32 protein-coding genes are annotated in these 26,966 nt (G+C 65.8%); 19 read left to right on the top strand and 13 right to left on the bottom strand.

The window, feature by feature from the left end:
* Window positions 1-31 precede the first annotated feature (31 nt).
* From ACOGJC_RS16240 to gcvT, 7 genes are all read left to right on the top strand, one after another.
* Window positions 32-472 carry an FHA domain-containing protein gene (locus tag ACOGJC_RS16240; protein ID WP_419846040.1) on the top strand — a complete coding sequence of 147 codons (441 nt, stop codon included), beginning with the start codon at window positions 32-34 and terminating at the stop codon, window positions 470-472.
* Window positions 469-1,200, top strand: coding sequence for a MerR family transcriptional regulator (locus tag ACOGJC_RS16235; RefSeq protein ID WP_419846039.1), 732 nt, complete (start codon window positions 469-471; stop codon window positions 1,198-1,200). The genes ACOGJC_RS16240 and ACOGJC_RS16235 overlap by 4 nt, the downstream gene beginning before the upstream one ends.
* 7 nt (window positions 1,201-1,207) lie before the next feature.
* Complete coding sequence (hpt, locus tag ACOGJC_RS16230) at window positions 1,208-1,765, top strand: hypoxanthine phosphoribosyltransferase (protein WP_419846038.1); 558 nt, start codon at window positions 1,208-1,210, stop codon at window positions 1,763-1,765.
* Window positions 1,766-1,775: 10 nt separating this feature from the next.
* Window positions 1,776-2,276, top strand: a complete 501-nt coding sequence (locus ACOGJC_RS16225; RefSeq protein WP_419846037.1) for a bifunctional nuclease family protein — start codon at window positions 1,776-1,778, stop codon at window positions 2,274-2,276.
* Window positions 2,277-2,395: 119 nt separating this feature from the next.
* On the top strand, window positions 2,396-2,893 hold the full coding sequence (locus tag ACOGJC_RS16220; protein ID WP_419846036.1) for a MerR family transcriptional regulator: 498 nt from the start codon (window positions 2,396-2,398) through the stop codon (window positions 2,891-2,893).
* A gap of 26 nt (window positions 2,894-2,919) precedes the next feature.
* The gene (locus ACOGJC_RS16215; protein ID WP_419846035.1) at window positions 2,920-3,285 is read left to right on the top strand and encodes a hypothetical protein; all 366 of its coding nucleotides are present in this window, start codon (window positions 2,920-2,922) and stop codon (window positions 3,283-3,285) included.
* 20 nt (window positions 3,286-3,305) lie between these two features.
* Window positions 3,306-4,367, top strand: a complete 1,062-nt coding sequence (gcvT, locus tag ACOGJC_RS16210) for a glycine cleavage system aminomethyltransferase GcvT (RefSeq protein ID WP_419846034.1) — start codon at window positions 3,306-3,308, stop codon at window positions 4,365-4,367.
* A 35-nt stretch (window positions 4,368-4,402) separates the two neighbouring features.
* On the opposite strand, the gene ACOGJC_RS16205 is transcribed toward gcvT, so the two are convergent.
* Genes ACOGJC_RS16205 through ACOGJC_RS16195 form a run of 3 tightly spaced genes read right to left on the bottom strand, consistent with a single transcriptional unit; the run spans window position 4,403 to window position 5,285 of the window.
* The gene (locus ACOGJC_RS16205; RefSeq protein ID WP_419848255.1) at window positions 4,403-4,690 is read right to left on the bottom strand and encodes a TlpA family protein disulfide reductase; all 288 of its coding nucleotides are present in this window, start codon (window positions 4,688-4,690) and stop codon (window positions 4,403-4,405) included.
* A gap of 3 nt (window positions 4,691-4,693) precedes the next feature.
* A complete protein-coding gene (locus ACOGJC_RS16200) occupies window positions 4,694-5,002 on the bottom strand; it encodes a hypothetical protein (RefSeq protein WP_419846033.1) in 309 nt (102 codons plus the stop codon).
* Between the two features lie 13 nt (window positions 5,003-5,015).
* The gene (locus ACOGJC_RS16195) at window positions 5,016-5,285 is read right to left on the bottom strand and encodes a hypothetical protein (protein ID WP_419846032.1); all 270 of its coding nucleotides are present in this window, start codon (window positions 5,283-5,285) and stop codon (window positions 5,016-5,018) included.
* 112 nt (window positions 5,286-5,397) lie between these two features.
* On the opposite strand from ACOGJC_RS16195, the gene ACOGJC_RS16190 reads away from it, so the two are divergent.
* Both ACOGJC_RS16190 and ACOGJC_RS16185 read left to right on the top strand, forming a co-directional pair.
* A complete protein-coding gene (locus tag ACOGJC_RS16190; protein WP_419846031.1) occupies window positions 5,398-5,613 on the top strand; it encodes a hypothetical protein in 216 nt (71 codons plus the stop codon).
* 105 nt (window positions 5,614-5,718) lie between these two features.
* Window positions 5,719-5,886, top strand: coding sequence for a hypothetical protein (locus ACOGJC_RS16185; protein WP_419846030.1), 168 nt, complete (start codon window positions 5,719-5,721; stop codon window positions 5,884-5,886).
* Between the two features lie 59 nt (window positions 5,887-5,945).
* Here the strand turns inward: ACOGJC_RS16185 and ACOGJC_RS16180 are convergent, their stop codons facing one another.
* A complete protein-coding gene (locus tag ACOGJC_RS16180; protein ID WP_419846029.1) occupies window positions 5,946-7,646 on the bottom strand; it encodes a hypothetical protein in 1,701 nt (566 codons plus the stop codon).
* A gap of 122 nt (window positions 7,647-7,768) precedes the next feature.
* On the opposite strand from ACOGJC_RS16180, the gene ACOGJC_RS16175 reads away from it, so the two are divergent.
* Window positions 7,769-10,042: an ATP-binding protein gene (locus tag ACOGJC_RS16175; protein ID WP_419846028.1), complete on the top strand. Its 2,274-nt coding sequence runs from the start codon at window positions 7,769-7,771 to the stop codon at window positions 10,040-10,042.
* Window positions 10,043-10,092: 50 nt separating this feature from the next.
* Window positions 10,093-12,951 (top strand): ABC transporter permease subunit, encoded by a 2,859-nt coding sequence (locus ACOGJC_RS16170; protein ID WP_419846027.1) that lies wholly within the window; start codon window positions 10,093-10,095, stop codon window positions 12,949-12,951.
* Here the strand turns inward: ACOGJC_RS16170 and ACOGJC_RS16165 are convergent.
* Window positions 12,948-13,979: an aldo/keto reductase gene (locus ACOGJC_RS16165; RefSeq protein WP_419846026.1), complete on the bottom strand. Its 1,032-nt coding sequence runs from the start codon at window positions 13,977-13,979 to the stop codon at window positions 12,948-12,950. The genes ACOGJC_RS16170 and ACOGJC_RS16165 overlap by 4 nt on opposite strands.
* 34 nt (window positions 13,980-14,013) lie before the next feature.
* Window positions 14,014-14,712 (bottom strand): alpha/beta fold hydrolase, encoded by a 699-nt coding sequence (locus tag ACOGJC_RS16160; RefSeq protein WP_419846025.1) that lies wholly within the window; start codon window positions 14,710-14,712, stop codon window positions 14,014-14,016.
* A 34-nt stretch (window positions 14,713-14,746) separates the two neighbouring features.
* Between ACOGJC_RS16160 and ACOGJC_RS16155 the strand changes: the two genes are divergently transcribed.
* Genes ACOGJC_RS16155 through ACOGJC_RS16140 form a run of 4 tightly spaced genes read left to right on the top strand, consistent with a single transcriptional unit; the run spans window position 14,747 to window position 17,163 of the window.
* A complete protein-coding gene (locus tag ACOGJC_RS16155) occupies window positions 14,747-15,376 on the top strand; it encodes a nuclear transport factor 2 family protein (protein ID WP_419846024.1) in 630 nt (209 codons plus the stop codon).
* A 2-nt stretch (window positions 15,377-15,378) separates the two neighbouring features.
* A complete protein-coding gene (locus tag ACOGJC_RS16150) occupies window positions 15,379-16,338 on the top strand; it encodes a quinone oxidoreductase family protein (protein WP_419846023.1) in 960 nt (319 codons plus the stop codon).
* Window positions 16,339-16,345: 7 nt separating this feature from the next.
* A complete protein-coding gene (locus ACOGJC_RS16145; protein WP_419846022.1) occupies window positions 16,346-16,768 on the top strand; it encodes an FAS1-like dehydratase domain-containing protein in 423 nt (140 codons plus the stop codon).
* Window positions 16,765-17,163 (top strand): MaoC family dehydratase, encoded by a 399-nt coding sequence (locus tag ACOGJC_RS16140; protein ID WP_419846021.1) that lies wholly within the window; start codon window positions 16,765-16,767, stop codon window positions 17,161-17,163. Before ACOGJC_RS16145 ends, ACOGJC_RS16140 begins: the two co-directional genes overlap by 4 nt.
* Here ACOGJC_RS16140 and ACOGJC_RS16135 read toward each other — a convergent pair.
* The 4 genes from ACOGJC_RS16135 to aroC are packed head-to-tail and all read right to left on the bottom strand — an operon-like array spanning window position 17,160 to window position 20,697.
* Complete coding sequence (locus ACOGJC_RS16135) at window positions 17,160-17,870, bottom strand: indole-3-glycerol phosphate synthase TrpC (protein WP_419846020.1); 711 nt, start codon at window positions 17,868-17,870, stop codon at window positions 17,160-17,162. The genes ACOGJC_RS16140 and ACOGJC_RS16135 overlap by 4 nt on opposite strands.
* Window positions 17,871-17,922: 52 nt before the next feature.
* Window positions 17,923-18,807, bottom strand: a complete 885-nt coding sequence (locus ACOGJC_RS16130; RefSeq protein WP_419846019.1) for an LLM class flavin-dependent oxidoreductase — start codon at window positions 18,805-18,807, stop codon at window positions 17,923-17,925.
* Window position 18,808: 1 nt separating this feature from the next.
* A complete protein-coding gene (locus tag ACOGJC_RS16125) occupies window positions 18,809-19,588 on the bottom strand; it encodes an enoyl-CoA hydratase (protein ID WP_419846018.1) in 780 nt (259 codons plus the stop codon).
* Between the two features lie 11 nt (window positions 19,589-19,599).
* Complete coding sequence (aroC, locus tag ACOGJC_RS16120) at window positions 19,600-20,697, bottom strand: chorismate synthase (protein WP_419846017.1); 1,098 nt, start codon at window positions 20,695-20,697, stop codon at window positions 19,600-19,602.
* Window positions 20,698-20,802: 105 nt separating this feature from the next.
* On the opposite strand from aroC, the gene ACOGJC_RS16115 reads away from it, so the two are divergent.
* The 3 genes from ACOGJC_RS16115 (at window position 20,803) to ACOGJC_RS16105 (ending at window position 24,440) form a co-directional block, all read left to right on the top strand.
* Window positions 20,803-21,585 carry an SDR family NAD(P)-dependent oxidoreductase gene (locus tag ACOGJC_RS16115; protein ID WP_419846016.1) on the top strand — a complete coding sequence of 261 codons (783 nt, stop codon included), beginning with the start codon at window positions 20,803-20,805 and terminating at the stop codon, window positions 21,583-21,585.
* 11 nt (window positions 21,586-21,596) lie between these two features.
* Window positions 21,597-23,114 (top strand): class I adenylate-forming enzyme family protein, encoded by a 1,518-nt coding sequence (locus ACOGJC_RS16110; protein ID WP_419846015.1) that lies wholly within the window; start codon window positions 21,597-21,599, stop codon window positions 23,112-23,114.
* Between the two features lie 99 nt (window positions 23,115-23,213).
* Complete coding sequence (locus ACOGJC_RS16105) at window positions 23,214-24,440, top strand: ATP-binding protein (protein ID WP_419846014.1); 1,227 nt, start codon at window positions 23,214-23,216, stop codon at window positions 24,438-24,440.
* 204 nt (window positions 24,441-24,644) lie between these two features.
* Here ACOGJC_RS16105 and ACOGJC_RS16100 read toward each other — a convergent pair whose 3' ends face one another.
* From ACOGJC_RS16100 to ACOGJC_RS16090, 3 genes are all read right to left on the bottom strand, one after another.
* Entirely contained in the window at window positions 24,645-25,037 is a 393-nt protein-coding gene (locus ACOGJC_RS16100; RefSeq protein ID WP_419846013.1) for a PIN domain-containing protein, read from the bottom strand.
* Window positions 25,034-25,285, bottom strand: coding sequence for an AbrB/MazE/SpoVT family DNA-binding domain-containing protein (locus ACOGJC_RS16095; RefSeq protein WP_419846012.1), 252 nt, complete (start codon window positions 25,283-25,285; stop codon window positions 25,034-25,036). The genes ACOGJC_RS16100 and ACOGJC_RS16095 overlap by 4 nt, the downstream gene beginning before the upstream one ends.
* Before the next feature lie 70 nt (window positions 25,286-25,355).
* Window positions 25,356-26,495, bottom strand: a complete 1,140-nt coding sequence (locus ACOGJC_RS16090; RefSeq protein ID WP_419846011.1) for a CaiB/BaiF CoA transferase family protein — start codon at window positions 26,493-26,495, stop codon at window positions 25,356-25,358.
* A gap of 53 nt (window positions 26,496-26,548) precedes the next feature.
* Here ACOGJC_RS16090 and ACOGJC_RS16085 point away from each other — a divergent pair, with 53 nt between their 5' ends.
* Window positions 26,549-26,950 carry a hypothetical protein gene (locus ACOGJC_RS16085; protein WP_419846010.1) on the top strand — a complete coding sequence of 134 codons (402 nt, stop codon included), beginning with the start codon at window positions 26,549-26,551 and terminating at the stop codon, window positions 26,948-26,950.
* Window positions 26,951-26,966: the final 16 nt, after the last annotated feature.

Raw genomic sequence — 26,966 nt, 5'->3', positions numbered from 1 at the left:
TTCTGGAGGCGGCTCCGAGATCGTATGCCCGATGTGCGGCCACCGCAACGGGCCGGGGTCGAACTTCTGCTCGGCGTGCGGGCATCGCCTTTCCGACCCCGTTGACGACGATGCGGTCCACATCGCCGATGAACCGACTACCGAGATGGCGCCGGAAGCCGATCTGATCCACCAGCCGGCGGTGCTGGTGGTGACCCAGGGGGCAGCCGCGGGCAGCCGCTTCGAGCTGTCGGAGACCCGGGTCACCTTGGGCCGCCACCCCGACTCCGACATCTTCCTCGACGACATCACGGTGTCGCGGAACCACGCGGAGATCTACCGCGAGGGCCTGGTGCCCCGGGTCAAGGACATGGGCTCTTTGAACGGCACCTACCTCAACAGCCGCCGCGTGGAGGAGGCCGGGCTGAAAGACGGCGACGAGCTCCAAATCGGGCGCTTCAAGCTGATATTCCACGATCGGGTCGGTTGGTGAGAGGCCAGCACCGGTCGATCGGACAGGTCTTGGACCTGCTGAAGGGCGACTTCGCCGACATCAGCATCTCCAAGATCCGCTTCTTGGAGAGCCAGGGCTTGATCGATCCCGAGCGGAACCAATCCGGCTACCGGAAATTCACCGAGGCCGACGTCAACCGCCTGCGGTGGATCCTGGAACAGCAACGGGACCACTTTTTGCCGCTCAAGGTGATCAAAGAGCGCATCGACCAGCAGGACTTCGACGGCACCGCCGGCCGCGGGGGGCCTGACGGGGACGGCGACGGAACAGCGTCCAATGCCTCAGGCACCAAGAAGCTCAACCCGTTGGACACCGGAGAGGTCTCGGTGTCGCTGACGGTGGACGAGCTGGCCGCGGCCAGCGGGCTCAGCCAGGCCAACATCATGGAGCTCCAGAAGTTCGGCCTCATCGAGCCGCTGGACGACGGCGCCCTGGCCCACTACGGGGCCGAGGCGGTGATCGTGGCCAAGGTGGCGGCCGGATTCTTGGCCCATGGGCTGGAGCCCCGCCACCTGCGGGCCTACAAGTCGGCCGCCGAGCGGGAGGCCGGGCTGCTCGAGCAGCGGATCATGCCCTTGGTGATGCAGCGCACCGCGCAGTCGCGCAAGCAGTCGCTGGATGTGCTGGCCGAATTGATCAACTTGGGCTCGGACCTGCGGCTGTCGCTGCTTCGGGGGGCCTTGGCCAACCACACGAAGAGCCGGTAGCGGGGCAGTGGTCCAGGCCGGGCCCGAGCTGTTCGCGAGCCGGGGATCCATCGAACAGGCCGTTGAGCGGGTCGCGGCCGAGATCTCCGAGCAGTACTCCGATGGGGTGGTGCTCGTGTCGATATTGAAGGGGAGCCTGCCGTTTCTCGCCGACTTGGTGCGGGCGGTGGACATCGACGTGGAAGTGGATTTCATGGCCATGTCGCGGTTCGCCCCCGATTCGGGGCGGGTGCGACTGGTCAAGGATCTGGACTGCGACGTGACCGGGCGCGAGGTGGTGCTGGTGGAAGACATCGTGGACACCGGGCTCAGCCTGGGCTACCTGAAAGGGGAGCTGGGCCGCCGATCGGCCGCCTCGGTGGCGGTGGCCGCACTGCTCAACCGCAGCGCCCGGCGCATCCTTCCGGTTGAGCCCGACTTCGTGGGGTTCGAGGCGCCGGATGAGTTCTTCTTGGGCTACGGATTGGACTGGGCGGGGCGCTACCGCAACCTCGACAAGCTGGTGATTGGCGACCCCGATCTTTTGGCCGACGATCCCGACACCTACGTCTCATTCCTCTACTAACGTGGGGGCGATGAAGGAGATGGAGCTGGTGGGGGTGCGGATCGAACTGCCGTCCAACGCCCCGATCGTGCTGCTGCGGGAGACCGACGGCGAGGGTCGGCTGCTGCCCATCTTCATCGGAGGGGCAGAAGCCCAGGCCATCGCCTTGGCCATGGAAGAGGTGGAGACCCCCCGCCCCATGACCCACGACCTGTTCAAGGACGTGCTCGATCATCTGGGCGTGCGCCTTGAGCGCATCGTGGTGACCGAGCTGCGGGATCGGACCTTCTTTGCCGAGCTGGAGCTGGCCGGCGGCAACGGGGCCCGGCGCATCTCCAGCCGCCCGTCCGATGCCGTGGCGCTGGCCGTGCGGACCGGCGCCCCCATTTTCGCCGCCGATTCGGTGCTGGACGCCGCCGGACACACGGTGGAACCCGAGGACAGCGAAGGCGACGAGACTCCTGCTGAAGAGGTTTTGGACCAATTCCGGGAGTTCCTCGACCAAGTGACGCCGGAGGATTTCAACGGCTGACGCCCCTCCGGCGTGCTTGACAATCCACAGGGAGAGCTTTACCCTGTGGAAATCCATTGGCGTAGTTTCCCCGGTGTAATAAGCCCCTCTGGAAGCGCGCCCCGGAACCGGAGAGCGAGATGAACGATCAGGCACAGATAGCGGGCGACTTCAGTTCCCCTCAGACCATCGAGATCATCGGCATCACCTACCGCCAACTGGACTATTGGACTCGGACTGGTCTGGTGGTTTCCACCGCTCGGGAGGCGGACGGAAGCGGCAGCCGCCGCCGGTATTCCTACAACGACTTGCTGGAGTTGAAGCTGATCAAGCGGCTGTTGGACGAGGGCATCGCCCTTCAGCGGGTGCGCGAGGTGTTCGACTACCTGCGCGACGAGCTGGGCGAGGAAGTGGCCAGCGCCGATCTGGTGATCAACGGCAACCAGTCGCTGCTGGTGCGCACCGACGAGCAGATTTTGGATGCGCTGCGCCAAGGCCAGGGGGCCCTCTACCTCCGGATGGAGGGGTTGGTCGAAGAGGTGGACGCCGCGGTGCGGGAGTTGCCCATCGAAGAGGCCCCGCCCGCCGAAGCGTCCCCACCCCGAACGGGCATCGGCACCGCCCAGACCGGTTCTTAGGAGCGACGGAAGGGGCCCGAGGCAGCGTGTTCGCCCACGATTCGGAGCGGCAGTTCGCCGAGCTGCTCGATTTCTACGGCATCGAGTGGCACTACGAGCCCGACACCTTTGTGCTCTCCCACAATGAAGACGGCGAGGTGACCGAGGCGTTCACCCCCGACTTCTATCTTCCCCAGTTCGACCGCTACGTCGAGGTCACCACGGCCCGCCAGAAGTACATCTCCCGCAAGAACGGCAAAGTCCGCCGGCTGCGGGAGCTCTATCCCGAAATCGACGTGGTCGTGCTGTGCCAGCGGGACTATCGCAACCTGCTGAGCAAGTACGGCTTCGACGATGCCTCCGGGATTGACGGCGACCTGACCCACACGGGCGCGGCGGCCGGTTCCGCCTAGCCGGGGGTCGGGCGGCGGACATGCGCTCCTCTCCCCTGGAGGACCGGCATCGGGCGCTGGGGGCCAAGATGGTGCCCTTCGGCGGTTGGGAGATGCCGCTGTCGTACCCGTCGGGGACCCTGGCCGAACACCGGGCCTGTCGGACCGACGCGGTGGTGTTCGACGTGAGCCATCTGGGTTCCCTCCGGGTTGCCGGGCCCGATGCCTATGGGCGGCTTCAGCAGGCGTTTACCAACGATCTGGGCCGAATAGGCCCGGGCCGCACCCAGTACACCCACTTGCTGGACGACGACGGCTCGGTGCTGGACGACATCATCGTGTGGTGGCCTAGCGACGACAGCTTTGATGTGATGCCCAACGCCTCCAACACCGACCGGGTGCGCGATGCCCTGGGCGGCTCTGGTGCGGGCTCGGGCTTCCAGGCCACCGATGTGACCGCCAGCCGGGCGGTGCTGGCGGTGCAGGGTCCCGAGGCCCGAAGCCGGCTGGCCGCGGTGTCGCCCGGCGCGTCGGAGGTGGCCCGCAACTGCGTGGCCTCCGTGGAGTGGGAGGGGACCTTGTTGACGGTGGCCGGCACCGGCTACACCGGCGAAGACGGCGTTGAGATCGCGGTGCCGGCCGAGGCGGCCGAACGGCTCTGGGATGCGGTGACCGCGGCGGGGATCGGCCCTGCCGGGCTGGGCGCCCGGGACACGCTGCGGCTGGAGAAGGGGCTGCCGCTGCACGGCCACGAACTGGGCCCGGGGATCACCCCGCTGCAAGCCGGGCTGGGCTGGGTGGTGCGGTGGGACAAGCCCTCGTTCAAGGGCAAGGAGGCCCTGGCCGCCGAGCGGGAGCAGGGCATCCACCGGCGACTTCGGGGACTGCGAGTGGGGGGCCGCCGCCCGCCCCGAGAAGGCCAAGCGGTGCTCCGGGACGGCGAGGCAGTGGGAGAGGTCACCTCGGGGAACTTCTCGCCCATGTTGGAGACGGGTATCGCCCTGGCCTTCGTGCCCCCCGATGCCGATATCGGAGACGAGCTGGCCGTGGACATGAGGGGCACCCCCACGCCGGCCACGGTGGTCAAGCTGCCCTTCGTTTAGGCGCTGTGTTTAGGCGCTGTGTTTAGGCGCTGTGTTTAGGCGCTGATGGCGTCGAGAACCCGGCTTTGGGGGATGGCGCCCCGCCAACTATCGAGAATCTGACCGTTGCTGTCCAGCAGCATCCCCGCAGGCTGGCCGGAGATGCCCAGCTGGCGCCAAGACTCGAAGGTCGGATCCCAGAGCATGGTGAAGGTGGTCCCGGTGGACTCCACGAAGCTCTCGGCCAATCCGAGACTGTCTTGGGTTCCGACGCCGATCACGGTGACCTTGTCGGCATTGTTTCGAGCGAACTGCTCGACGCCGGGGGCTTCCCGGCGGCAGATGGTTCAATGGGGCGCCCAGAACCACAGCACAAGGGGCTGGTCGGCCGGGGCAAAGCTGGCCAGGTTCACGCTGGCGCCGGTGGCCACGTTCACCACATCGACCGAGGGCAGGTCAGATTCTGGGGGTGGGGCGGCGGACTCTGGGGCCGCCTCTGGGGCCGGCTCGGGTGCGGGTGCCTGCGTTGCGGGCGCCGCCGTTGGGGCCGGTTCCTCGGTGGGAGCCGTCGCGGGACCGTCGGTGCTGTCTCCGCAGGCGGCTGCGATCAGGGCCAAACAGATGGCGACGGAGAGGAACTTGATTTTCGACTTCATGGATATACCCACCTCAGGCTGTTCCAATGCCGGCCACCTTTTCCAAGATCCAACTGTGCGATGGGTTGGCCCGCTTGTCGACTTCCTGGCCGAATCGGTTGAGCACGATTATCCGGTGCTGGCTGGTGATTCCCAGCCCGTTCCAGGAGGCACCGGACGAATCCCAGAGCATAAGGAGCGAATTCCCGGTTCCAGTGGCACTAACGAAGTCCTCGGCTTGACCCAGACTGTCTCGGGCGCCCACCCCGATCATGGTGAACTTGTCGGTGTTGTCTCGAGCCAACTGCTCGAGGCCGGGGGCTTCCCGGCGGCAGGTGGGTCAATGGGGTGCCCAGAACCACAGCACGATTGGTCGATCCGACGGGGCGTAGCTGGCCAGATTCACGGTGGCGCCGGTGGCCACGTTCACCATCTCCACCGAGGGGAGGTCGGAATCGGGCAGCGGGGTGGGGGCTGGGGTGGGCGGTGGCGTGGGTGCCGGCGTCGGGGCCGGCGTGGGGGCTGGCGTGGGTGCCGGCGTCGGCGGTGGGGTGGGTGCTGGAGTGGGTGCTGGCGTCGAAACCGGGGTGGGCTGGGGCGCCTGCGTGGGCTGGGGTGCTTGGGTGGGCTGAGGGGCCTGCGTGGGGGCTGGGGTTGGCGCTGGAGTGGGGGCTTGGGTTGGTTGGGGGGTTTGGGGTGCTTGCGTCGGCGCTTGAGTGGGTTGGGGTGCTGAGGTGATGGCGGGCGCGGCGGTGGGGTCGGATTCGATCGGCGTGGTCTGGGAAACCGAAGTCTCCGATCCGCCGCAGGCTGCGGCGACCAGGGTGAGAGCGAGGGCCATCGCCGCAGCGGCAATCACCCTCGATTGCCTGCCGGAGCGGGGTGCCCGAATGCTCACCCCCTGATGCTATCGCTGCGCCTTTTGAAAGACAGCAGCGATAGCAATCAGAGAATCAGAGATTGGCTAGCCGAGGCGTCGGTATGGGGCGGTCTGCTCGATGCAGGTGGGGATATCGGGATCGTTGGGGCACGGGAACTGGAACACCAGCTCGGTCACCACATCGGGAGCCCCGAACTTGTCGGGACCGAAGGTGGCGGGAAGCTGGTGCTGGATGTCCACCGAGCCAAGATTCCTGAAGGCCTCGTAGATGTCTTGGCGCGTGGGGTTGGGACCAGCGTCGTAGAGGGCCCGGGCCACCATGCGCATCTCAGTACACACGGTGTTGGTCATGCCGTAGGCGCTGTCGTAGCTCCCGTAGACCTCCCGAATGTTCACGGCGCCAATGTCGTTGTTGTTGGCGTAGGTCTCGTTGCACATGATGTTCAGCGGCGCATTGAAGCTGAGCACCGGGTCGGCAACCCGGAAGTTCCCAGTGGGGGCATCGTCGATGATGATGGTGCCGTTGTAGAGGTCGGCCGCGGCGTCGCCACCGAACTGGGCCACCTTGCCCGACACCAGATCGCCGGCCTGGCTGTTGAAGTCGGAGTTGAAGAACTGCACGTCGCCGGGTGCGAAACCCTGGCTGACCATCTCGTTGATGAACTGGGGCAGGCTGAGCACGTTGAGGGCGGGGAAGAGCACGTCGACCCGCTCCTCGATCATCTGCTCCACCGTGATGTCGTTGCCGAGAGTGCATTGGGTAGCCCCACCGCAGCCGATCTGCTCGGCTACCGCGATCTCATAGCCGGCGTCTTCTAGAACGTCGATGATCCCGGCCTGAACGGTTTCGGGCTGGCCGGGGGTGTCGGGCCAGACCACGGCGATGGTCTTGCCCTCCAAGGCGCCGGTGGCGATGACCGCCTTGGTCATGTTGACCACCGAATCCTCGGCCACCGGGCTCAGCGAGTACAGCAGACCGTTGGCTTGCTCGTGGAAGTTGCGGGGATTGCCCTGAGTGGTGAGGAACAAGGTGTCGTGTTCGGCAATGCACAAGATGGCGGTGCCCTGGAATCCAGAGGTGTTGACCACGATCACTGCGTTCTTGTCCTCAGTGGCCTCGATGCAGGCCTGGTTGCGCAAGGTGTCGATGTCCTCGCCGCCGCCGCCCAGTGCGGACACCTCGACGAGTTGGAGGTCGATCTTGCGGCCCCAGATGCCGTTGCACTGCTCGTTGATCACCTTGGTGAACGTCTCAAACTGGTTGATGACATCGCCGACGGGGATGGCGAATCCGATGCCCTCCAATTCCTCCAGCTTGGTGCGGAGGTGGACGATGGTGATGGAGTCCTCGGTGATGCCCGCATCGGTGGCCTGGGGTGGCGAGTCGGGGTCGGGCGTGGCCGTGCAGAACACATCCAGGGGCTGGAATGGGTGAGAGCGGTCGAAGGTCCGGTGGAACTCGATGAACATCTCGCCGCGGGGCTCGTCGAAGCCGATGTCCACCGGCTCTTCGGGGGCTGGCTCGGATGGCTCGTCTCCGTCGCCGGAATCGGACGGCTCGTCGGGGGCCGGCTCGTCAGGAGCATCGGGCTCGTCGGGAGCGGGCTCGGCCCCGTCGCCGGAGTCGTCGGGGGCATCGGGCTCGTCGGGGGCCGGGGCTGCGGTCGGCTCCGCCGGGGCGGGCTGAGCACCACCGTCGTCATCGTCGTTGCCGCTTCCGCAGGCTGCGGCCACGAGCACGAGCACAAGGAGCGCTCCCCAGAACTTCAGCATCCTTCGAGACACGGTTACCCCTCTCCGTAGCTTGGCGACGAACAGTAGCCCAATAGTGAGGCCGTTGTGAACAGCAGATGTTGTGCGCGGCCTTGAAGCGATGGCCTAGTGTCTTGGCCCGATGAGGGGCAGCCATGGATGAGCCGGTGGACGGGGAGTCCGCCTCAGGCGAGCCGGCCTTGGACGGTCCTGCTGTGAACCAACCGGGCGAATTGGACGACCCGGCGAACCTGGCTTCGGCGGTATTCGAGGAGGAGTCCAAGCGCCTAGCGGAGCAGGCGGCCAAATCCGAGGTGGTGGTGCTGCCCGACGACCTGCTGCCCGGGGTGGGCGAAGCGCCCATGTCACTGAAGCAGGGGATTCAGGCCGGCGGGGCGAGCATGCTGGTGGTGCTCTTCTTGCTCAACGTGATCGACGAGTTCGACCGGGTGGCCATCGCCGTGCTGTTGCCCGACCTCCAAGACGCCTTCGGCGTGTCGGACACGGTGATCTTGGGCATCTCGTCGTTCGGCGGCGTGGCCTTGGTGCTAGGGGCGGTGCCGCTGGCCTGGCTGGCCGACCGGGTCAAACGGACCCTTATCGTGCCGGTGGCCACCGCGGGGTGGGCGGTGAGCGTGTTCCTCACCGGATTGGTGAGGAACCCGTTCCAGTATTTCTGGACCCGGGTTCTCACCGGGGCGGGCCAGGCCAACCGGTTGCCGGTGCACTCCTCGCTGCTCACCGACACCTATCCCATTCCCGCTCGGGCTCGGATCTTCGCCTTCGAGGGCATGGGCCGACCCATCGGCCTGCTCATCGGCCCGGTTCTGGCCGGGGCCATCGCCTCGATCGCCGGCGGGGATGACGGGTGGCGCTGGGCGTTCTACATCTTCGCCATCCCACCGGTTGTTTTGGCGCTGGTGTCGCTGATCTTGAAAGAGCCCCCTCGGGCGGGCAACGAGCAGCAGGCCATCTTGGGCGAGCAGTACGAGATGCCCCCCATCGGGTCGGACCTGCCGGTGTCGATGTCCACCGCATTCGCCCGGCTCAAGAAAGTCAAGACCTTCTACTTCTTGGCTGTGGGGGTGGGCACCCTCGGCTTCGCGCTGGTCACGCTGCCCAGCCAGCTCAACCTGATGCTGGAAGACGAGTACGGCTACGAGGCCTTCCAGCGGGGCTGGGTGACGTCGCTGGTGTGGCTGGCCAGCCTGATCGCCATTCCGATTTCGGGCTTCAAGTTCGACGGGCTGTTCCGGGAGGACCCGGCCAAGATGGTGCGGACCGCGGGCACGCTCATCATCATGTCGGGCGTGCTGGTGCTCATCGCCATGCGGTTCCACCAGCCCGCAATCATGATCTTCGGCATCAGCCTGGCCAACGCGTGTACGTCGGCCTCCTTTGTGGCCGCTGCTCCCACAATCGGGGCGGTGGCCCCCTATCGGATGAGGGCCCAGGCCTTCGCCTTGTTGCCGGTGTTCATCTTCTTGATGGGCGGATTCATGGGCAGCATCATCGCCGGGTCGATCAGCGACGCCCACGGCGAGCGCCTGGCCATCAGCGTCGTCGCCCCGCCGGCCTCGATCATCGGCGGCCTGCTGGTGGCTTACGGGTCCCGCTACATCAAGCGAGACATCTCGTTGGCGGTGAGCGAGCTCGTAGAGGAGCAGCAGGAGATGCGGCGCATGTCGGAGCATCCCGACGACATCCCGGTGCTCCAGGTGCGAGGTCTGGACTACAGCTACGGCCCGGTGCAGGTGCTGTTCGACTGCGGCCTGGAAGTGCGTCGGGGTGAGACGCTGGCCCTGTTGGGCACCAACGGAGCGGGCAAATCCACCTTGTTGCGGGCGGTCAGCGGGCTGGGCGTGCCCGACCGGGGGGCCATTCGGCTCAATGGCCGCACCATCACCTATGCCGACGCCGAACTGCGCTTCAAGCAGGGCATCGTGCAGGTGCGGGGCGGTGCCGGGGTGTTCCCCGGACTGACGGTGGAGGAGAACCTCCTGGCCACCATGCTTTCCACTAAAGCGGAGCGGGACGAGGTATTCCGGCGCGTCGAGCGGGTGTACGACGTGTTCGGCGCGCTGCGGGAGAAGCGCAACCAGGCCGCCGGGGACCTCTCCGGGGGCCAGCAGCAGATGCTGGCCTTCGGCATGGGCCTTATGCATGAGCCCGAGGTGCTGCTCATCGACGAGCTGTCGCTGGGCCTGGCGCCGGTGGTGGTGCAGGAGCTGCTGGAGGTGGTGGAGCAGCTGAAGGAGACGGGGCTCACCATGATCATCGTCGAGCAGTCGCTCAACGTGGCCCTCAGCGTGGCCGAGCGGGCGGTGTTCATGGAGAAAGGACGGGTGCGCTTCGAGGGCCCAGCCCAGGAGTTGGCCGAGCGGGATGACCTAGTCCGGGCGGTGTTCTTGGGCGCGGAGGGCGGCTAGCCAGTGAGCAGGGTTGACCGAGGCCGAGCCGAAGACCGGGCAGGCGTGCTGTGATCGACATCGGCTGGGAGATCTCTCAGCAGGATTTGTTCTCGGGCAGCGTGCAGGGACTCATCGTGGCCGCACTGGCTGCTGGCTTCGTGCTCATCTACCGGTCCACCGGGGTGCTCAACTTCGCCCACGCCGAGATCGGCAGCTTCGGCGTGGCTCTGATGGCCATGCTCACATTCCGCTACGACGTGCCCTACTGGCTGGCATTCTTCTTGTCGGTTGGGGCGGCGGCCGGATTTGCCATGGTCACCGAGTTGGTGGTGGTGCGGCGCCTGTTCAACTCGCCCCGCCTGGTTTTGTTCATCGCCACGCTGGGAGTGGCCCAGTTGGCCATCTTCGCCGCCATCCAGCTTCCCGACGTGTCCCGGCCGGGGCCGTTCCCGCTGCCCCCCAAGCTCACTGCCCAAGAATTCCGCTGGGAGGTCACCGATCACCTCCGCATCGGAGGGCGCGAGCTCATCGTGGTGATCATGGTGCCGCTGGTGATCACGATCTTGGCCCTGTTCTTGGGCCGAACCCGATTCGGACTGGCCATTCGGGCCTCGGCCGACAACGCTGACACCGGGAGGCTGTTCGGAATCAGCGTGCGGCGGGTGTCCACCATGGTGTGGACCATCGGCGGGGCGCTGGCCGGCGTCACGCTCATCTTGTTGGCGCCGTTCCGGGTGAGCGCCGCCGACGCCGGTACCGCCAGCCTCGGCCCTGGCCTGCTACTTCGGGTGCTGTTGGTGGCACTCATTGCCCGAATGCGGTCGCTATGGGTCACGCTGATCGCCGGCATCGGTCTGGGCATCTTCCAGCGGCTGTTCCAGGGCAATGTCGACCGCGACATCCGCGAGGCGGTGGACGTGATCTTCTTCATCGCCATCTTGGTGATCACGGTGATGTTCGCCCGACGGGGTACCGAGGACGAGGGAGAGTGGTCGCTGTCGCCCAAGGTGAAAGCCATTCCCGAGCGGCTGAGGGACCTGTGGTACATCCGCAACCTGTCGCGGTTCGGGTTCGTGGCCCTGTTTGGCGGTCTTGCGCTGCTCGGGCTGTTCCTCACCAAGAACTCCAACCTCTACACCTGGACCAGGATCCTGGGCTTCGCCCTGATCGCCCTATCGGTATCAATGCTCACCGGCTGGGCCGGCCAGCTCTCGTTGGGCCAGTTCGCCTTCGCTGGCGTGGGCGGTCTCACCGTGGTGGCGCTCACCGAGAACGGCGACATTCCCATTCCCTTCGACTGGTGGGATTGGTCATTTGACCTTCCCTGGGGTGTGGCCATGGTGATCGCAGTGGCCGCGGGAATGATCACCGCCTTCATCATCGGCGTGCCCGCGCTGCGGGTGAAGGGGCTAATGCTGGCGGTGACCACACTGGCGTTCGCCATCGCCGCCATGTCGTGGATTTTCGCCCAAAACGTGTTCACTCAGGGGGCCACCAATACGCCCAAAGTCATCCCTCCGGTGTGGGGCCCGTTCGACTTCACCGCCTCCCGCAAGTCGTTCTTCTTCATGGTGCTGGCTCTGTTGGCCCTGGCGGTGTGGTTGGTGGCCCACCTGCGCAAGACCGGCATCGGCCGGATGATGATCGCGGTGCGCGACAACGAGGACATGGCGGCGGCGTCCACCGTGTCGGGCAGCCGCATCAAGCTCATCTCGTTCACCCTGGCCGGGGGATTGGCCGCACTGGGGGGCGGGCTGATCATCACTGGCGAGCCCACCATCAACCCCCAAGTCCTGTTCAACTCCAACGAGTCGATCAACGTGATCGCCATCGCCATCATCGGCGGGCTGGGGTCGATTGCCGGACCGCTGCTGGGCGTGTTGTGGGTCAAGGGCATTCCCGCCATCTTCGGGGCCAGCGACGAGGTGCGGCTGCTCACCTCGGGGGTGGGGCTGCTGTTGCTGTTGATGTACTTCCCGGGCGGGATCATGCAGCTGCTCTACAAGCTGCGCGATTTCTTGCTGGGGATGGCCGATGAGCGCATGGCGGCCCGAGACATCCCCGAGCCGGTGCCGGCGTTGGACAAGCCGGTGCCGATCACCAGCGAGCGCATTGTGGAGATCGAAGAAGGCCATCCTTGGTTGGCGGTTCGGGACGTTCACGTCCACTTCGGCGGGAAGGTGGCGGTGGACGAGGTGTCCATTGAGGTTCACCGGGGCGAGTTGGTCGGGCTGATCGGCTCCAATGGGGCGGGGAAGTCCACCCTGATGAACGCTATAAGCGGCTTCGTTCCGTTCAACGGTCAGGTTGAGGTGCTGGGGCGGGATATCTCCCGAATGCCGTCGTACCGACGCCACCGGGGCGGCCTGGGGCGGGGGTTCCAGCACGCCAAGATCTATCCCGACCTCACCGTGAGAGAGGCGTTGATGGTGGCGATGGAGGCCCGTGATCGCTCTTTGCTGGTTCCGTCGCTGCTGGGAGTGCCGCCGTCGCCGGGCCAGGAGCGGCGCAAGCGGGCCGACGTGGACAGCCTTATGGACTTTGTGGGTCTAGGGCGCTATGCCGATCACTTCATATCGAATTTGTCCACCGGGACGCGGCGTATCGTGGAGCTGGCCAGCCTGCTGGCGGTGGATGCCAAGGTGCTGTTGCTGGACGAGCCCACTGGCGGGGTGGCTCAGCGGGAGAGCGAGGCGTTTGGGCCGCTGATCCGGCGGATTCAGGCTGAGTTGGGGGCGGCGGTGGTGGTGATTGAGCATGACATGCCGTTGGTCATGAGCATTAGTGATCGGGTTTATTGCTTGGAGGCGGGGCGGGTGATTTCTGAGGGGTCTCCTGAGGAGGTTCGGAATGATCCTTTGGTGATTGCTTCTTATCTGGGGACTGATGTGCGGGCTATCGAGCGGTCGGGGGAGCGTACGACCTAGATCCTTCTTAGGGCGGGGTTTGAGATTGCTGGGGGGATGTAGAAGGCGTCGTCGGGGTTTAGGTCTTTTCCGGGGGGGACTAGTTGGTCTATGCGGTCTAGGACTTCGTTTGTAAGCCTTAGGTCTGGGTTTTCTAGGGCGGCGTTTAGTTGCTCTGGGGTTCTTGGGCCGATGATGGTGGATGTGACCGCGGGGTGGGCGAGGGTGAAGGCGTAGGCTAGGGAGGCCATGGAGCAGCCCAGCTCCTTGGACAGCGCGTCGAGTTCTTCTACTAGGTCTAGTTTGTGGGCTACTACGGGGTTTTCTCGGTCCCAGCGTTTGGCGCTTACTAGGTTGCGGGTGGCTCTGGAGTTTTCTGGCCAGTCGGTGTCTTTGCGGTACTTGCCGGTGAGCCAGCCGCCGTTGAGGGGGCTCCACACGATCACGCCCATGTCGTAGGCCTCACAGGTAGGCAAGACCGCCCGTTCTATCTCCCGGGTGAAGATGGAGTAGGGGGGTTGTTCGCAGCGGACCCGCTCCAGTCCCCGGCGCTCGGTGGCCCACTGGCCTTCCACGATGAGCTCGGCCGGGAAGGTGGAGGTGCCTATCATGCGGATTTTGCCGGCTCGTACCAGATCGGTGAGCGCGGCCAGAGTGTCGCCGAAGTCGGTGCGGGGGTCGGGGCGGTGCATCTGGTAGAGGTCGATGTAGTCGGTGTCGAGGCGGCGCAGGCTGTCTTCCACCGCCTGGGTCACCCAGCGGCGGGAGCCGCCCTGCATGTTGATGTCGTCGCCCATCGGTCCGTAGAACTTGGTGGCCACCACCACGCTGTCGCGCCGGCCCTTGATGGCCCGCCCCACGATCTCCTCGGAGATGCCCATGCTGTAGCGGTCGGCGGTGTCGATGAAGTTGATCCCGGCGTCGAGGGCCTTGTGGGTCATGGCCGCGCACTCGGCCTCGTCGTTGTTGCCCGCCGGCCCGTACATCATGGCACCCAAACACAGGGTGCTCACCTGGACTCCGGATCCTCCCAGGGTGCGGTATTCCATTGCGGTTCCTTTCCGATGATTCGACGAGGTGGGCCTATTGGCCGGCGGCCCGGGCGATCACCGCGGCCACTGCCTCGGGCTGGGCGAGCATGGGGGAGTGGCTGCCTTCCATCACCACGGAGTGGGCGACCAGCCCCGCGCAGGTCTGCTGGAAGTCGGCGGTCAGGGTGCGGTCGTCGGCGCACACGATGTAGGTGGACTCGACATCCCGCCAGGCCGCCCGCCCGAAGGCGTAGGGGGCTTGGCCCAGCGGTTGGGGGCGGAGCTGCGACTCGGCCCAGGCGATGTCTTCGGCTGAGCAGTCGTGGTAGAAGAGGTCGCCGGCGGCCCCCTGTTTGACTGAGCTGTAGCCGTCTTCGCCGTGCTCAAGGGCGGGAAAGAAGTTCTCGGCAATAACTGCTTCGGCCACATCGGGGGGATTCGCCTCACCGCTCTCGTCGGCGGCGAGTATGGCGGCCAGGTACACCAGGTGGTCCACCGTGGCGGAGTCGAGCCCAGAAATGGACAGGCCCCCTAGCGAATGGCCCACGGCTACCACCGGGCCGTTGTCGCCCACCTGGTCTCTCATGGCGTTCACATCGGCCTGGAAGGCGGCGATGTCTTCTGCGGTGGTCGGACGGCACAGATCGGAGGCGTGGACGGCAATGCCCATGTCTTCCAAACATCCCTGCACCCGCTCCCAGCACCACGGTCCGTGAAACGCCCCATGGGCCAAAACAACTCCTGCGGTCATGGGGTCGCACTTTAGTGCCCGCTAAGTTGCCGCCATGGAGTCCCCAGGATCGCTGGAAGAGCGGTTGGAGCGGCTGGAGTCCATTGAGGAGATCCGGGGGCTGGCCGCCCGCTACTGCCTGGCCCTGGACATGAGGGCGACCGATGCCTGGGTGAGCCTGTTTCCCGCTGACGTGCGGGTGGGGCGGGGGCGCTCTGGTCGGGCGGCGCTGGCCGAGTGGTTCTGCGAGACCATGGGGGGCAAGTTCACCGGCACCGCCCACGTGACCGGCAACCACATCATCGAGTTCGACGGGCCCGATCGGGCCCGGGGGGTGGTGTACTCCCGCAACGAGCATGAGACCGGCGACGAGTGGGTGATCATGACCATGATGTACTGGGACGACTACGAGCGCATCGACGGCCGGTGGTACTTCCGGCGGCGCCTGCCCCTGTACTGGTACGCCACCGATCTGAACGCGCCGCCGCTGGGCGACAACAAGATGCGCTGGCCCGATGAGGAGCCCTATGAGGGGACGTGGCATGAGTTCTGGCCGACGTATCGGGAGTTCTGGGAATCGCGCCTGGACGAGGCCGCCGATGTGGCCGAACCGGCGCCGGTGGGAGAGTTCCTGATCTGGCTGCGGGGCAACGCCGAAGGGCTCCCCAGCGTGCGAGTGCGCTGACCATGCGGGCCGCCTACCACGAGACCCAGGGCGGGCTGGATGTGCTGCGGGTGGGGGAGTTGTCCGATCCCGAGCCCGGTCCCCATGATGTGCTGATCCAGGTGAAGGCGACGTCGATGGATCGGGTGGACGTGTATTGGCGGGAGGGCTCGCACGGCATGAAGCTGCGCTGGCCCCAGCACGTGGGCGGGCGCGACATCGCCGGATTGGTGGCGGCTGTGGGGGCGGAAGTGAAGTCGGTGGCTGTTGGCGACCGGGTGGTGGCGTCGGGCGAGCGGACCCACGCCTCGCTGGCGCTAGCTCCCGCGGAGTTGACGTTTCCCCTTCCTGACGGCATCAGCTTCGAGGCTGGTGGGGCCACCCCTACCGCAGGCCGCTCAGCCCATCAGGCTCTTATCGAGAAGGCTCAAATCCAGTCGGGAGAGACCGTGCTGGTGATGGCCGCTGGTTCGGGGGTCGGCAGCTTCGGGGTGCAGATTGCCCGGGCCATGGGCTGTCGGGTGATTGCCACCGCGGGCTCAGCCCACAAACGGGCTCGAGCGATGGAGTTGGGCGCGGAATTGGCCATCGACCACTACAACGACGACATCGTTGCGGCGGTGCGGGAGGCCACCGACGAGAAGGGGGTGGACGTGGTGCTCGACCATGTGGGCACCCCGGTGTTCGCTGCCGCGATCCGGTCGCTGGCCCCCGAAGGCCGGTTTGTGACCTGCGGGGTCACCGCCGGTCACATGGGAGAACTGCACTTGGGCCAATTATTCGTGAAGGGCATCACCCTCATGGGGGTGGGCCGCCCCGACAACCAGCGGATCGCAGCCACCATGCGAGGGTTGCTGGCCATGATCGCTCAGGGACAGGTCACGCCGCAGATCGCCGCGGTGTACGGGTTGGACGAGATAGCGGAGGCCCATCGGTTGATGGAGAGCTCCGACTTCTTCGGCAAGATCGTGCTCGTTCCCTAGGAGAAATATGCGGTCATTCGAATTCCCCATCGAGGCGGGTCACATCCAGGAGTTCAAGCGGGCGGTGGGCGATGTGGACGCGACGTTCGACTCCGACGCGGCAGCCCCGCCCACGTTTATGGTGGCCGCCGACCGCTACGACCCCGACTACGACCGCCGACTGCGGTCCGACCGGCCGTGGCCGCCGGTGGCGCCGGAGACGGGCTCGGGGTTCCACGCCGGGATGGTGTTCGAGTACCACCGCCATCCCCGAGCGGGTGAAGTGCTCACCGCCACGGTGGCCGACGGGGAAGAGTGGCTCAAGCAAGGCCGTCGAGGCGGCCAACTGCGGTTCCGGGAGATTGTCACCACCTTCGTCGATGCCGACGGTCAGCCGTGTGTGACCGCCCGGTGGATCAACGTGCGAGCGGCCAACGAGGTGCGGGAATGAAGCCCGAGGTGGGCGCTCGGCACCGCCAGGTGGTGGCCGAGGGTCTCACCCGGACGCAGCTGGTGGCCTATGCCGGGGCCTCGGGGGACTTCCACCCGTTCCACCACGATGAGATCTACGCAACCACCCACGGCTTCGACCAGCTCTTCGCCCACGGCATGCTGACCATGGGCATTACCGGAGAGGCTCTGGTTGCGGTGTTCGGCCCTGAGGGGCTGAGCCGCTACGCTGCCGACTTCTTGAGGCCGGTGTGGCCGGGAGACACTTTGACCGCTGAGCTGGTGGTGACCGCGGTCCTTGACGACCGCTCGGTGGAAGTGGACATCTCCACCACCGATCAGCACGGCACCCAGGTGCTGCGGGGCACGGCGGCGGGACGGCTGGCTGAAGGCTAGGAGAGCAGCTCTTGGAGCCGCTCGATGGGGTCGCCGGAGGTGACCAGAGCCTCGCCAATCAGGGCGGCGTCGTAGCCGGCGTTGCGCACCTCGGCCATCGTTGTCCCGCCGGGGACGGCAATGCCGGATTCGGCCACCTTCACGACATGCTCGGGCAGCAGTGGCGCCATACGTTCGGCCCGCTGGTAGTCCATGGTGAATGCTGCGCTCTTGGGCTTCTCCCGCTGGTTGACCCCGATGATGTCGGCCCCGGCCTCAACGGCCGCTTCCAGCTCATCATCGGACTTGACCTCGGTGAGCACGTCCATCCCCAGCGACAAGGCCAACTGGTGTAGCTCGGCCAATTGGGGGGTAGTGAGGTCGGCCACGATCAGCAGCAGCGCATCGGCCCCCATTCTGTGGGACTCGTGGACGTCTTCGACGCTGGTGATGAAGTCCTTGCGGAGGACGGGCAAGCCAGAGGCCTGGGCTGCGGCGGCCAGATCGTCGCCGCTGCCGCCGAACATCTCCTGATTGGTGAGCACCGACAGGCAGGACGCCCCCCCGTCGCGATAGGCCGCGGCCAGCTCGGCCGGGTCGAGGCCTGCGTTCAGATCGCCCCGAGAGGGCGACCGTCGCTTGATCTCGGCGATGATGGCCACGTCGTCGCCGGCCAAGAGGGCCTGCTTGAAACGCCCGGCGCGGCTGGACCGCTCATCAGCTCCCATGGGTCGGATGATACGGGGGAGTCCCGCCGCCGGAGAAAGCAGAAACGGGCGGCTACGCCACTGCGGGCATGACTTCGGCCGCGAAGAGTTGGAGCGTTTCGGGGGTGGCGAAGTCGCTGAACTGGAGCACGAACTGCTCGGCACCCATGTCCCGGTCGGCTTGGAGGCCCTCGGCCACCTCGTCGGGGGTGCCGGCCACGAGAGCCCAGTCGCCGAACCGGCGCTGGGCGGTGGCCACTATCTCGTCTCGGGCCGCCGAAGACGGGGCCAGGCCGATGGCTCGTTGCACCGAGAGCCGGGCGTTGCCCGAGAGGGGTAGCAGCTCAGCCAACTCGGCCATCCCGTACACCGGGCAGTTCCACCAGTCGGCGAAGTCCCTCACCAGCGGCATAGTCAATTTGCGCCCAGCCCCGCCGATCACGATCGGGATGTGGCCGTTTAGCGGAGTGGGCTGCTGCTGGGCGTTCTCCAACTGGAAGAACCGGCCCTGGTGGTTGACCGGCTCGCCAGTGAGCAGGGCCTGAACTACCTCCAAGGTCTCCCGCAGCCGGGCGGCCCGCACCGCCGGAGGCTCGTCACCCAGACCGAACCGCTCCATCTCATCGGGCACCGAGCCCCAGCCAATACCCAAGTCGAAGCGCCCCCCGCTGAAGTGATCGAGGCTCACCACCATCTTGGCCAGCAGCGCGGGGTGGCGGAACTGCCCGCACAGAACCATGTGGCCGATCCGCACCCGCTCAGTCCACGCCGCCACCGCCGTCGCGGTCACAAAGGCGTCGTACATGGGTGCGGCCGACAACAGGGGCGGATTCAAGTGGTCCATGAGGTCGATCTTGTGGAACCCGCAGGCTTCCGCGGCCCGCACCCGCTCTTCGATGGTGTCCATGTCCATCCGCATCTGCGGCATGAACACGCTGAATTGCGGGGGGTTGGTCATTTCAGGATCCCTTTCCCAGGCCGCGGCGTTGCATGTCGTCGGTATTGACGGTCCAGTTGCGCATGGCCTCTTCTTCGATGTCTTTGGCTTCGGCGAAGTTCATGCCGTCGGTGTTGTCGTAGATGCGCATGGTGGCCGCGGTGGCGGGGGTGGTGGCGGCCACAATGTCGGCGGCCAAATCCCGAGCTTTGGCCAGCAGGTCGTCGTGGGGCACCACGTGGTTGACCAGGCCGATGCGGAGGGCCTCCTCGGCGTAGACGAAGCGGGCGGACGCGGTCATCTCCTTGGCCATGCGCTTGCCGACTGCTCGGGGTAGCAGCGCGGTCATACCCCAGGCGGCGATGACCCCGATTTTGGCGTGGGTGTCGGCGAATCTTGCTTGATCGGAGGCCACGATGAAGTCGCAGCTCAGGGCGATCTCCAGGCCGCCGGTGACACAGGTGCCGTTCACCGCGCAGATCAGGGGCTTGGCGGTGTCCCGGCAGGCTTGGGCCGGGTCTTCGGCTTGTCGCTTGTTGCCGTCGGGGATCTCTGCCACGCCGTCAGCGGCTACTTCTCGCAGGTCTACGCCGCCGGTGAACACCGGGTCGGCCCCGGTGAGGATGATGGTGTCCACGCCGTCGTCGGCATCGGCTGCTCGCAGCGCGGCGCACAGGTCGTTGCGCATGCGCTTGGTCATGGCGTTGCGGGCTTCAGGGCGATTCAAAGTGATGGTGGCGATGCGGTCGTGAACGTCAACGAGCAGGCGCTGGTCTTCGGGGGTAATGGCTTTGTCGGCCATGTTTTCGACAATCAGCCTTCGCAGTCGATCACGTCAACGGCTTGTTGGCGCAGCCAGTGATCGGCCAGCACCAGCAGCACCTGGGCCTCCACCATGGGCACTGCTCGGGGCAGCACGCAGGGGTCGTGGCGACCGCGGGCGGCCAGGGTGACCGGGTTGTTGTCGCGGTCGACTGTCTCCTGAGTCGACGCGATAGTGGCGGTGGGCTTGAACGCCACCCGGATCACGATGTCCTCGCCGTTGCTGATGCCGCCTTGCACTCCGCCGGAGCGGTTGGTGGCGGTGCGGGGGCGGCCGTCAGGGCCGGGGGCAAAGGGGTCGTTGTGCTCTCGACCGGTCATGGTCACCCCTGCGAAGCCCGAGCCGATCTCGAAGCCCTTGGCCGCGGGCAGCGAAAGGGCGGCCTTGGCCAAATCGGCCTCCAGCTTGTCGAACACCGGCTCGCCCAAGCCGGGGGGCACCCTTCGGGCCACGCATTCGACTATCCCGCCCAGTGAGTTGCCATCGCGGCGGGCCGCTTCAATGGCCTCGGCCATGGCCTCCGCGTGTTCGGGCGACGGGCACCGGGTGGCGTCGGCCTCCACATCGGCCAAAGTCACCGCAGCGAGATCGACATCGGCCGTGATGGTGCCCACTTGGCGGACCCAGGCCAGCACCTCGATGTCGGCTGCGGTCCGCAAGAGATGGCGGGCAATGGCACCGGCCGCTACTCGGCCGATGGTCTCCCGGGCGCTGGCCCGGCCCCCTCCCTGCCAGTTGCGTATGCCGTACTTGGCCTCGGTGGTGTAGTCGGCGTGGGAGGGGCGATAGACGTTCTTGAAGTCCTCGTACGCGCTGGGCCGGGCATCGGTGTTGCCCACCAACATGGCAATGGGCGACCCCAGCGTGTGGCCCTCGAACACCCCTGAGAGGATCTGTACCTTGTCGGCCTCGTCCCGCAGGGTGGTGAGCCGGCTCTGCCCGGGCCGCCGCCGATCCAAGTCGTGCTGGATCATCTCCTCGTCCAGCGAAAGCCGGGGCGGACAACCGTCCACGACCGCGCCGATACCGCCGCCGTGGGATTCCCCAAACGTAGTGACCCGGAACAACCGCCCCGTCGAACTGCTCATTGGATCTCAACACTACAGACCAGGCAGTGTCGTTCTGAGGGTCATAAACAGCCGACCCGGGTGTCGGTCATGCCTTGATCGGCGCGGCTGTGGCAGTGTCGGGACATGGATTTTGGGCTATCGGGCAGAGTGGCGTTGGTTACGGGGAGCTATCGGGGGACGGGGAGTGGGATTGCCCGGGTGCTGGCGGCTGAGGGTGCTGAGGTGGTGGTTCACGGATTTGAGGAGGGGCAGGCCGATTGGCTGGCTGATGAGTTGGGGCCGCCGGTGCGGGCGGTTTGGGGGGACATCTGCACCGACGAGGGTGCCGAAGCAGTGGCCAGCCAGTGCGGCCCGGTGGACATCTTGGTGAACAACTACGGGGTGGCGGTGGGCGGCACCTGGGGGGATGACGGCACGGATGTGTGGGTGGATGCCTACAACCGCAACGTGTTGAGCGCGGTGCGGATGACCCAGCTCATGGTTCCGACCATGATGGAGCGGGGTTGGGGCCGGATCGTGCTGGTGTCGACTGTGGGGGCGACTCGTCCCGGCGACCGCATTCCGGGCTACTACGCGGCCAAGGGGGCCCTGCCGGCTATGACGGTGAGCCTGGCTCGAGAGCTGGCCGGCACTGGGGTGACGGTGAACTGCGTGAGCCCGGGGGCCATTGCCACTCCAGAGCTGGTGGAGATGTGGACCCGCCAGGCCGAGCGGGATGGCCGCTCCACCGACTGGGCCGACATCGAGCGCCACGTCACCACCGTGCAGATGCCCACGCTGACCGGGCGCATCGCCACCGTGTCCGACGTGGGAGAGTTGGTGGCCTTCGTGTGCAGCGACCGGGCCCGCCAGATCCACGGCGCCCATCTGAGGATCGACGGGGGCGCGGCCGACGTGGTGACGTAGGCTGCCCGGCGATGCCGACCCTGTATGACGTCGTCCGGGACTTCAGCCACACTTGGCCCGACAAGCTGGCCGTGCTCACCGAGCAGGACGGCCACCGCACCTACCGCCAGCTGGCGGCCCACGGCGGGGCGCTAGCCCACCAGTTCCAAACCCGCTTCGGGTTGGGCCTGGGCGATCGGGCCTGCGTCTGGATGCAGAACCGCCCCGAGTACATCGAATGCCAGCTGGGTATGCAGGCCATCGGCTTGGCGGGCGTGCCCATCAACCCGGAGTGGACCGATCCGGAGCTGGAGTTCGTGCTCAACCACTCGCGGTGCCGCCTGGTGTTCGCCGAAGCCGAGCGGGCCGAGCGGGCGGTGGCCCTTACCGCGGGCATGGACGCGGTGGAGGCGGTGGTAAGCGTGGACGAGCCGGTGGACGGGGCATTGCTGTTGGCCGACCTCATCGGAGAGGCGCCGGAGGGCGCCGGGTTGGACCTGCCCCCGGTGGACGGATTCGTGGAGGGCAACGTGCTCTACACCTCGGGCACCACCACCGGGCGGCCCAAGGCGGTGCCGATGAGCCCAGAGCTGTTCGCGGGCGGGGCGGTGCCCTATGAGGAGATGTTCGGCCTGAGCCACACCGACCGGTCGCTGGTGGTGACCCCGCTGTTCCACGGCAACGCCATGGGCGGGGCCATGTCGGCGCTGAGCCGGGGGGCCAGCGTGATCATGCCCCGCAAGTTCTCGGCGTCTCGGTTCTGGGCGATGGTCGACCTATACCGGCCGACCTATTTCCTCACCCTGGTGCCCATCATCAACATCTTGATGTCCCAGCCGCCCGGCCCCCATGAGAAATCGCACTCGCTGCGGGTGATGATCCCGCTGGGCTGCGCCCCGATCATCGAACAAATCGAGGAGCGCTACGGGGTGCCGTGCATGGACTGGTACGGCATGACCGAAGCCGGGTCGGGCACCTACACCCGCTTGGATGAACCCCGGCGGCCCGGATCGGTGGGCAAGCCGTTCGAGGGATCGGTACTGCGGATCTTCCTGCCCGACGGCTCCGAGGCCCCGACAGGTGAGACCGGGGAGATCTGTTTCCTGCGGTCCACCATCGGCTTCAACGGCTACATCGAAGACGCCGAGGCCACCGAGGCGGCCACGTCGGGGGACTGGTTCCGCACCGGCGACCTCGGCTACGTGGACGACGACGGCTACCTCTACTTCGTGGACCGCCAGAAGGACATCGTCCGCCGCGGCGGCGAGAACCTCTCCACCATCGAGGTAGAGACCGCCCTGCGCACCCACCCCGCTGTGGGCGACATCGCCGTGGTAGCCCGCCCCGACCCCGTGCTGGGCGAGACAGTTGCCGCCTTTGTGGTAGTAGCCGAGGGCCATGAGCTGCCCACCGAAGACGACCTCCGAGCCCACACCACCGGCACCTTGGCCCCCTACAAAGTGCCCACCACCATCGAACCCATCGATGAACTCCCCCGCACCGGCAACGGCAAAGTCGAGAAATTCCGCCTCCGCCAGCGGTTCGGTTAACCCACTGGGCACGATTGGTAGCCCAGTATGGGCAAATATGGCAATTGCATATGTGCAAAACCAGCACTGATCAATGCGCAGAACTGTAATATATAGGGGGTGGACAGCTACCTGACGCGCTTGGTCGACTCCTGGATTGCCGAGATACTCGATTCAGCGCCAGCGGTAATGATTACCGGGGCGAGAGCCGCGGGCAAGACCACTACCGCTTTGCAGCACGCGGCAAGCGTTGTGCGATTCGACAACGAGCGTGAGGCAATCCCCTTTCGGGCTGATCCCGATTCCGCATTGCGGGGCCGCTCGGAGCCGGTCCTCCTGGATGAATGGCAGGAATGCCCGGAGGTTCTCGGCGCCGTCAAGCGAGCGGTGGACCGCGAGAGACGACCGGGCCGGTTCATACTGACCGGTTCTGTGCGCTCTGATACCGACCCGGCTTTGTGGCCGGGGACGGGAAGGCTCATCAGGGTCGTGATGCACCCCTTCACAGTGCGGGAGCAGCTTTCCCGCCTCGGCAGGCCTTTCTTCGAGCGTTTGCTGGGCCAAGAATCTCCAGCACCGTCAGCGGATCCTCCGGATTTGCGTGCCTACGCGGAGATCGCCCTGCGCAGTGGGTTCCCTGAGCCTGCCTTGATGCTGGAGGGCCGAGTCCGGGAGGGTTGGCTGGCCAGCTATGTCGAACAGCTAACCCACGGCCGCAAGACCACGGCCAATGGCCCCGACCCAGCGCGATTGCGCGCCTTCTTCCAGGCGTATGCGTTGAACTCTGCGGGCGTCGTGCGAGACACCACCCTCGTTCAGGCCGCAGGCATCAGTCATCACACCGCTCGTTCTTATGTGAGGCTATTGACGGATATCGGTGCAATCTCAGAGTTGCCCGCATGGAGCAGCAACCGATTAAAGCGCCTTACAAGGGGTCCGAAGCGCTACATCACCGATGCCGGACTGTGGGGAGCGGCCGTGGGTGCCGACGCAGACTTGGCCATGAATGACGGTGACCTGCTGGGGCGTCTCATAGACACCTTTGTTGCCCAACAGCTACGAGCCGAAGCCGTGGTGGATCAACTCCGCCCTGCACTTCATCACCTGCGTGATCGCGAGGGTCGTCACGAGGTGGACATGATCGCCGATATGGGGGCCCGCGGAATCGTCGGCATCGAGGTAAAGGCCCACAGCGCGCCCACTCTCCGAGATGCCCGGCACCTGCTGTGGCTGCGCGACCAACTAGGCGATCGTTTCAAAGCAGGCGTAGTGCTTCACACCGGTCCCGCAACTTTCCAACTCAGCGACCACATCCAAGCCATCCCGATCTGCGCCCTATGGAGCTAGGCGGAGATCATCTCGGCAAGCGGACCACGGTCAAGACGGAGAGGGCTGATAGAGCAGTGGTCTCCACGGTGGCCGCCGAAGCTTCAAGAGCGGCCCTGGCCCGTGTCACTTGAAGGCTGTCTTGCTCGATTTGGTCCACTAACTCGCCATCTACTTGTGATGAGTTGAGAACAATCTCGGCAATCCAGGAGTCGACCTAGGGCGTCAGGGTTCGATGCGAGTGATGGTGGGGACTCGGTCTATGGCGCGGTCGAAGGAGGCGATTTCGGGGATGCCAGCCTTTTCGGCGGTAGCCACCAGATAAGCCTCGGTGAAGTCGATCCTGTGGTCGGCATAGATCTCTAGTGAGCGGATAAGCATTTCCCGGTCTCGGACTTGGAATCGGGAGGAGGACACCAACGCGGCAACGAGGCTGGCTACCTGTTGGCGGGGCATTTGGTAGAACGACTCCAAGACGTAGACGGTTTCGGCCACGACGAGATCCGACAGGACAAGATCACGGCCGCTCAGCAGGTAGGCGGATGCCCGCGCTGCCATTTCCGGCGGATCACCGGTCAGGTGGCGAATGAGGACGTTGGTGTCGAGGAGTGCCGTCACTGAATCAGGTTCTGGGCCCGGGCCTCACGAACTTGCTCTCTGATCTCCTCCCAAGGCACTCCGCTCTTTTCGGGCGGAACCTCTACTACCCCAGCAAGATCAGCGAGGTCGGGCACTCGGATAATGGCAGCCCCATAGTCGGTGGTCCGAAACACGAGTTGGTCCCCCTCCAAAAAGCCGCATTGGTCGCGGATTGCCTTGGGAATGGTGACTTGGCCCTTGGTGGTGACTGTGGCGATTGCTTCCATTTGTAGTCCTTACTTAGATGCTGAAGTAAGGATAGCAGTATGACCTGGGTGAACAGGCCAGCATTAGGTTTCAATCAGTAAATTCGGCTCGGATTTGGGGGCCGTGTTGGTTGATGTTGGGGAGGGTGTGGACGGCATCATCGCTGGTCTTGTCCCAGTCGGCGGTGGTGGCGGGGGCGGGTAGATCGACAGTGCCGTCGGTGTGGGTGACGGTGATTCGGTTGAGCTGGGGGTGGGCTGAGAGTCCGGCCACGTCGTTGACCGTGCCGAAGGCCATGCGGCTGTCGGTGAGCTTGGCGTGGAGGTCTTCAGTGCTTAGGCGGGCGAAAACCTTGCCCACCGCGTCGTCGGTCTCGGCCCGGTTGGTTACCCGGGCCTTGTTGGTGGCGAAGCGGGGATCGTGGGCTAGCTCCGGGCGGTCGAGCACTGCTTCGCACAGAGTGACCCACTCCCGGTCGGACTGCACGGCGATGAGCAGGATGGTGCCGTCGGCGGTGGTGAATGCGCCGTAGGGGGCGATGGAGGGGTGGGCCAGGCCCACTCGCTCAGGGCCTTTGCCCAGGTAGTCGTGGTGCAATAGGGGTACGGTCATCCACTCGGCCATGGTCGAGAACAGCGAGACCTCGATGTGCGAGCCTTCGCCGGTGCGGGCTTGGCGGACGAGGGCTTGGCTGATGGCCCGGGCGGCGGCCTCGCCGGTGGCGATGTCGGCCACCGACACCCCGACGCGGCCGAGCGGTCCTGGAGCCCCTGACACCGACACCAGGCCGCTCTCGGCTTGCACCAGCAGGTCGTAGGCCTTCATCTGGGCATAGGGCCCGGTGGGTCCGTAGCCGGAGATGTCGCAGGTGACCAGGCGGGGATGCTGCTGGCGTAGGGATTCTGAGCCGAATCCCAACCGTTGGGCGGCGCCTACGGCCAGATTCTGGATGTAGACATCGGCCCGCTCGATCATCCGGCCTAGCAGTGCTTGATCGCCATCGTCTTTGAGGTCGAGGACGATTGATTCCTTGCCCCGGTTGAGCCAGGCGAAGTAGCTGGACAGCCCGTCGGCGGCCGCGTCGTAGCCTCGGGAGAAGTCGCCTTCGGCCCGCTCGACCTTGATCACTCGGGCCCCGGCGTCGGCCAGTCGACACGATGTCAGCGGCGCGGCCACTGCTTGTTCGACAGAGACCACCAGCACGCCATCGAGCGGCTTCGCCGAGCTCACGCCAGCAACGTACCCGTGCATGGGCCGAAACGACCAAGAGATAGGCTCCGGCGATGACACCCGAAGAGATTTTGGACTTAGCCCGTGAGCATGCGGCCGCCGAGGCCGAGAACGACGCCGAGCGGACGCTGGCCACGCTGGTGGACGAGCCCACCTACGAGTTTTGGCCGATGGGCAAGGGGTTCACTGGTGGTGACCTGGCCCGGACGTTCTATCTGGAGCAGTATCCGCAGTTTGCCCAGCGGGTTACCAACTTCGGGGTGTTGGGGGAGTGGACCAACGAACAGTGCGCCATCCAGGAGTACTGGATCGAGCTCGATGGCGAGACCCGCCACATGGTTATGTCGATGATGCCCGCTGAAGGTGACCTTCTGGCGGGGGAGAAGCTGTACTGCGACGACGGGTTTGTGGAGGCTTTGCTGGGGCCGCTTTGTGTGCACTTGAAGCCGCTCTGAGCTTTGGTTCTATCCA

Source organism: Candidatus Poriferisocius sp. (assembly GCF_965204015.1).
Classification (GTDB): domain Bacteria; phylum Actinomycetota; class Acidimicrobiia; order Acidimicrobiales; family Bin134; genus Poriferisocius.
The sequence above is the reverse complement of the archived record's forward strand: the minus strand, read 5'-3'. Positions and strand labels throughout refer to the sequence as shown.

Coding starts and splice junctions, on each gene's coding strand:
- ACOGJC_RS16240 (WP_419846040.1), top strand. CDS start 32: ATGTGCGGCCACCGCAACGGGCCGGGGTCGAACTTCTGCTCGGCGTGC.
- ACOGJC_RS16225 (WP_419846037.1), top strand. CDS start 1,776: ATGAAGGAGATGGAGCTGGTGGGGGTGCGGATCGAACTGCCGTCCAAC.
- ACOGJC_RS16220 (WP_419846036.1), top strand. CDS start 2,396: ATGAACGATCAGGCACAGATAGCGGGCGACTTCAGTTCCCCTCAGACC.
- gcvT (WP_419846034.1), top strand. CDS start 3,306: ATGCGCTCCTCTCCCCTGGAGGACCGGCATCGGGCGCTGGGGGCCAAG.
- ACOGJC_RS16200 (WP_419846033.1), bottom strand. CDS start 5,002: ATGAAGTCGAAAATCAAGTTCCTCTCCGTCGCCATCTGTTTGGCCCTG.
- ACOGJC_RS16185 (WP_419846030.1), top strand. CDS start 5,719: ATGGCGGGCGCGGCGGTGGGGTCGGATTCGATCGGCGTGGTCTGGGAA.
- ACOGJC_RS16175 (WP_419846028.1), top strand. CDS start 7,769: ATGGATGAGCCGGTGGACGGGGAGTCCGCCTCAGGCGAGCCGGCCTTG.
- ACOGJC_RS16165 (WP_419846026.1), bottom strand. CDS start 13,979: ATGGAATACCGCACCCTGGGAGGATCCGGAGTCCAGGTGAGCACCCTG.
- ACOGJC_RS16160 (WP_419846025.1), bottom strand. CDS start 14,712: ATGACCGCAGGAGTTGTTTTGGCCCATGGGGCGTTTCACGGACCGTGG.
- ACOGJC_RS16155 (WP_419846024.1), top strand. CDS start 14,747: ATGGAGTCCCCAGGATCGCTGGAAGAGCGGTTGGAGCGGCTGGAGTCC.
- ACOGJC_RS16150 (WP_419846023.1), top strand. CDS start 15,379: ATGCGGGCCGCCTACCACGAGACCCAGGGCGGGCTGGATGTGCTGCGG.
- ACOGJC_RS16145 (WP_419846022.1), top strand. CDS start 16,346: ATGCGGTCATTCGAATTCCCCATCGAGGCGGGTCACATCCAGGAGTTC.
- ACOGJC_RS16140 (WP_419846021.1), top strand. CDS start 16,765: ATGAAGCCCGAGGTGGGCGCTCGGCACCGCCAGGTGGTGGCCGAGGGT.
- ACOGJC_RS16135 (WP_419846020.1), bottom strand. CDS start 17,870: ATGGGAGCTGATGAGCGGTCCAGCCGCGCCGGGCGTTTCAAGCAGGCC.
- ACOGJC_RS16130 (WP_419846019.1), bottom strand. CDS start 18,807: ATGACCAACCCCCCGCAATTCAGCGTGTTCATGCCGCAGATGCGGATG.
- ACOGJC_RS16125 (WP_419846018.1), bottom strand. CDS start 19,588: ATGGCCGACAAAGCCATTACCCCCGAAGACCAGCGCCTGCTCGTTGAC.
- aroC (WP_419846017.1), bottom strand. CDS start 20,697: ATGAGCAGTTCGACGGGGCGGTTGTTCCGGGTCACTACGTTTGGGGAA.
- ACOGJC_RS16115 (WP_419846016.1), top strand. CDS start 20,803: ATGGATTTTGGGCTATCGGGCAGAGTGGCGTTGGTTACGGGGAGCTAT.
- ACOGJC_RS16110 (WP_419846015.1), top strand. CDS start 21,597: ATGCCGACCCTGTATGACGTCGTCCGGGACTTCAGCCACACTTGGCCC.
- ACOGJC_RS16095 (WP_419846012.1), bottom strand. CDS start 25,285: ATGGAAGCAATCGCCACAGTCACCACCAAGGGCCAAGTCACCATTCCC.
- ACOGJC_RS16085 (WP_419846010.1), top strand. CDS start 26,549: ATGACACCCGAAGAGATTTTGGACTTAGCCCGTGAGCATGCGGCCGCC.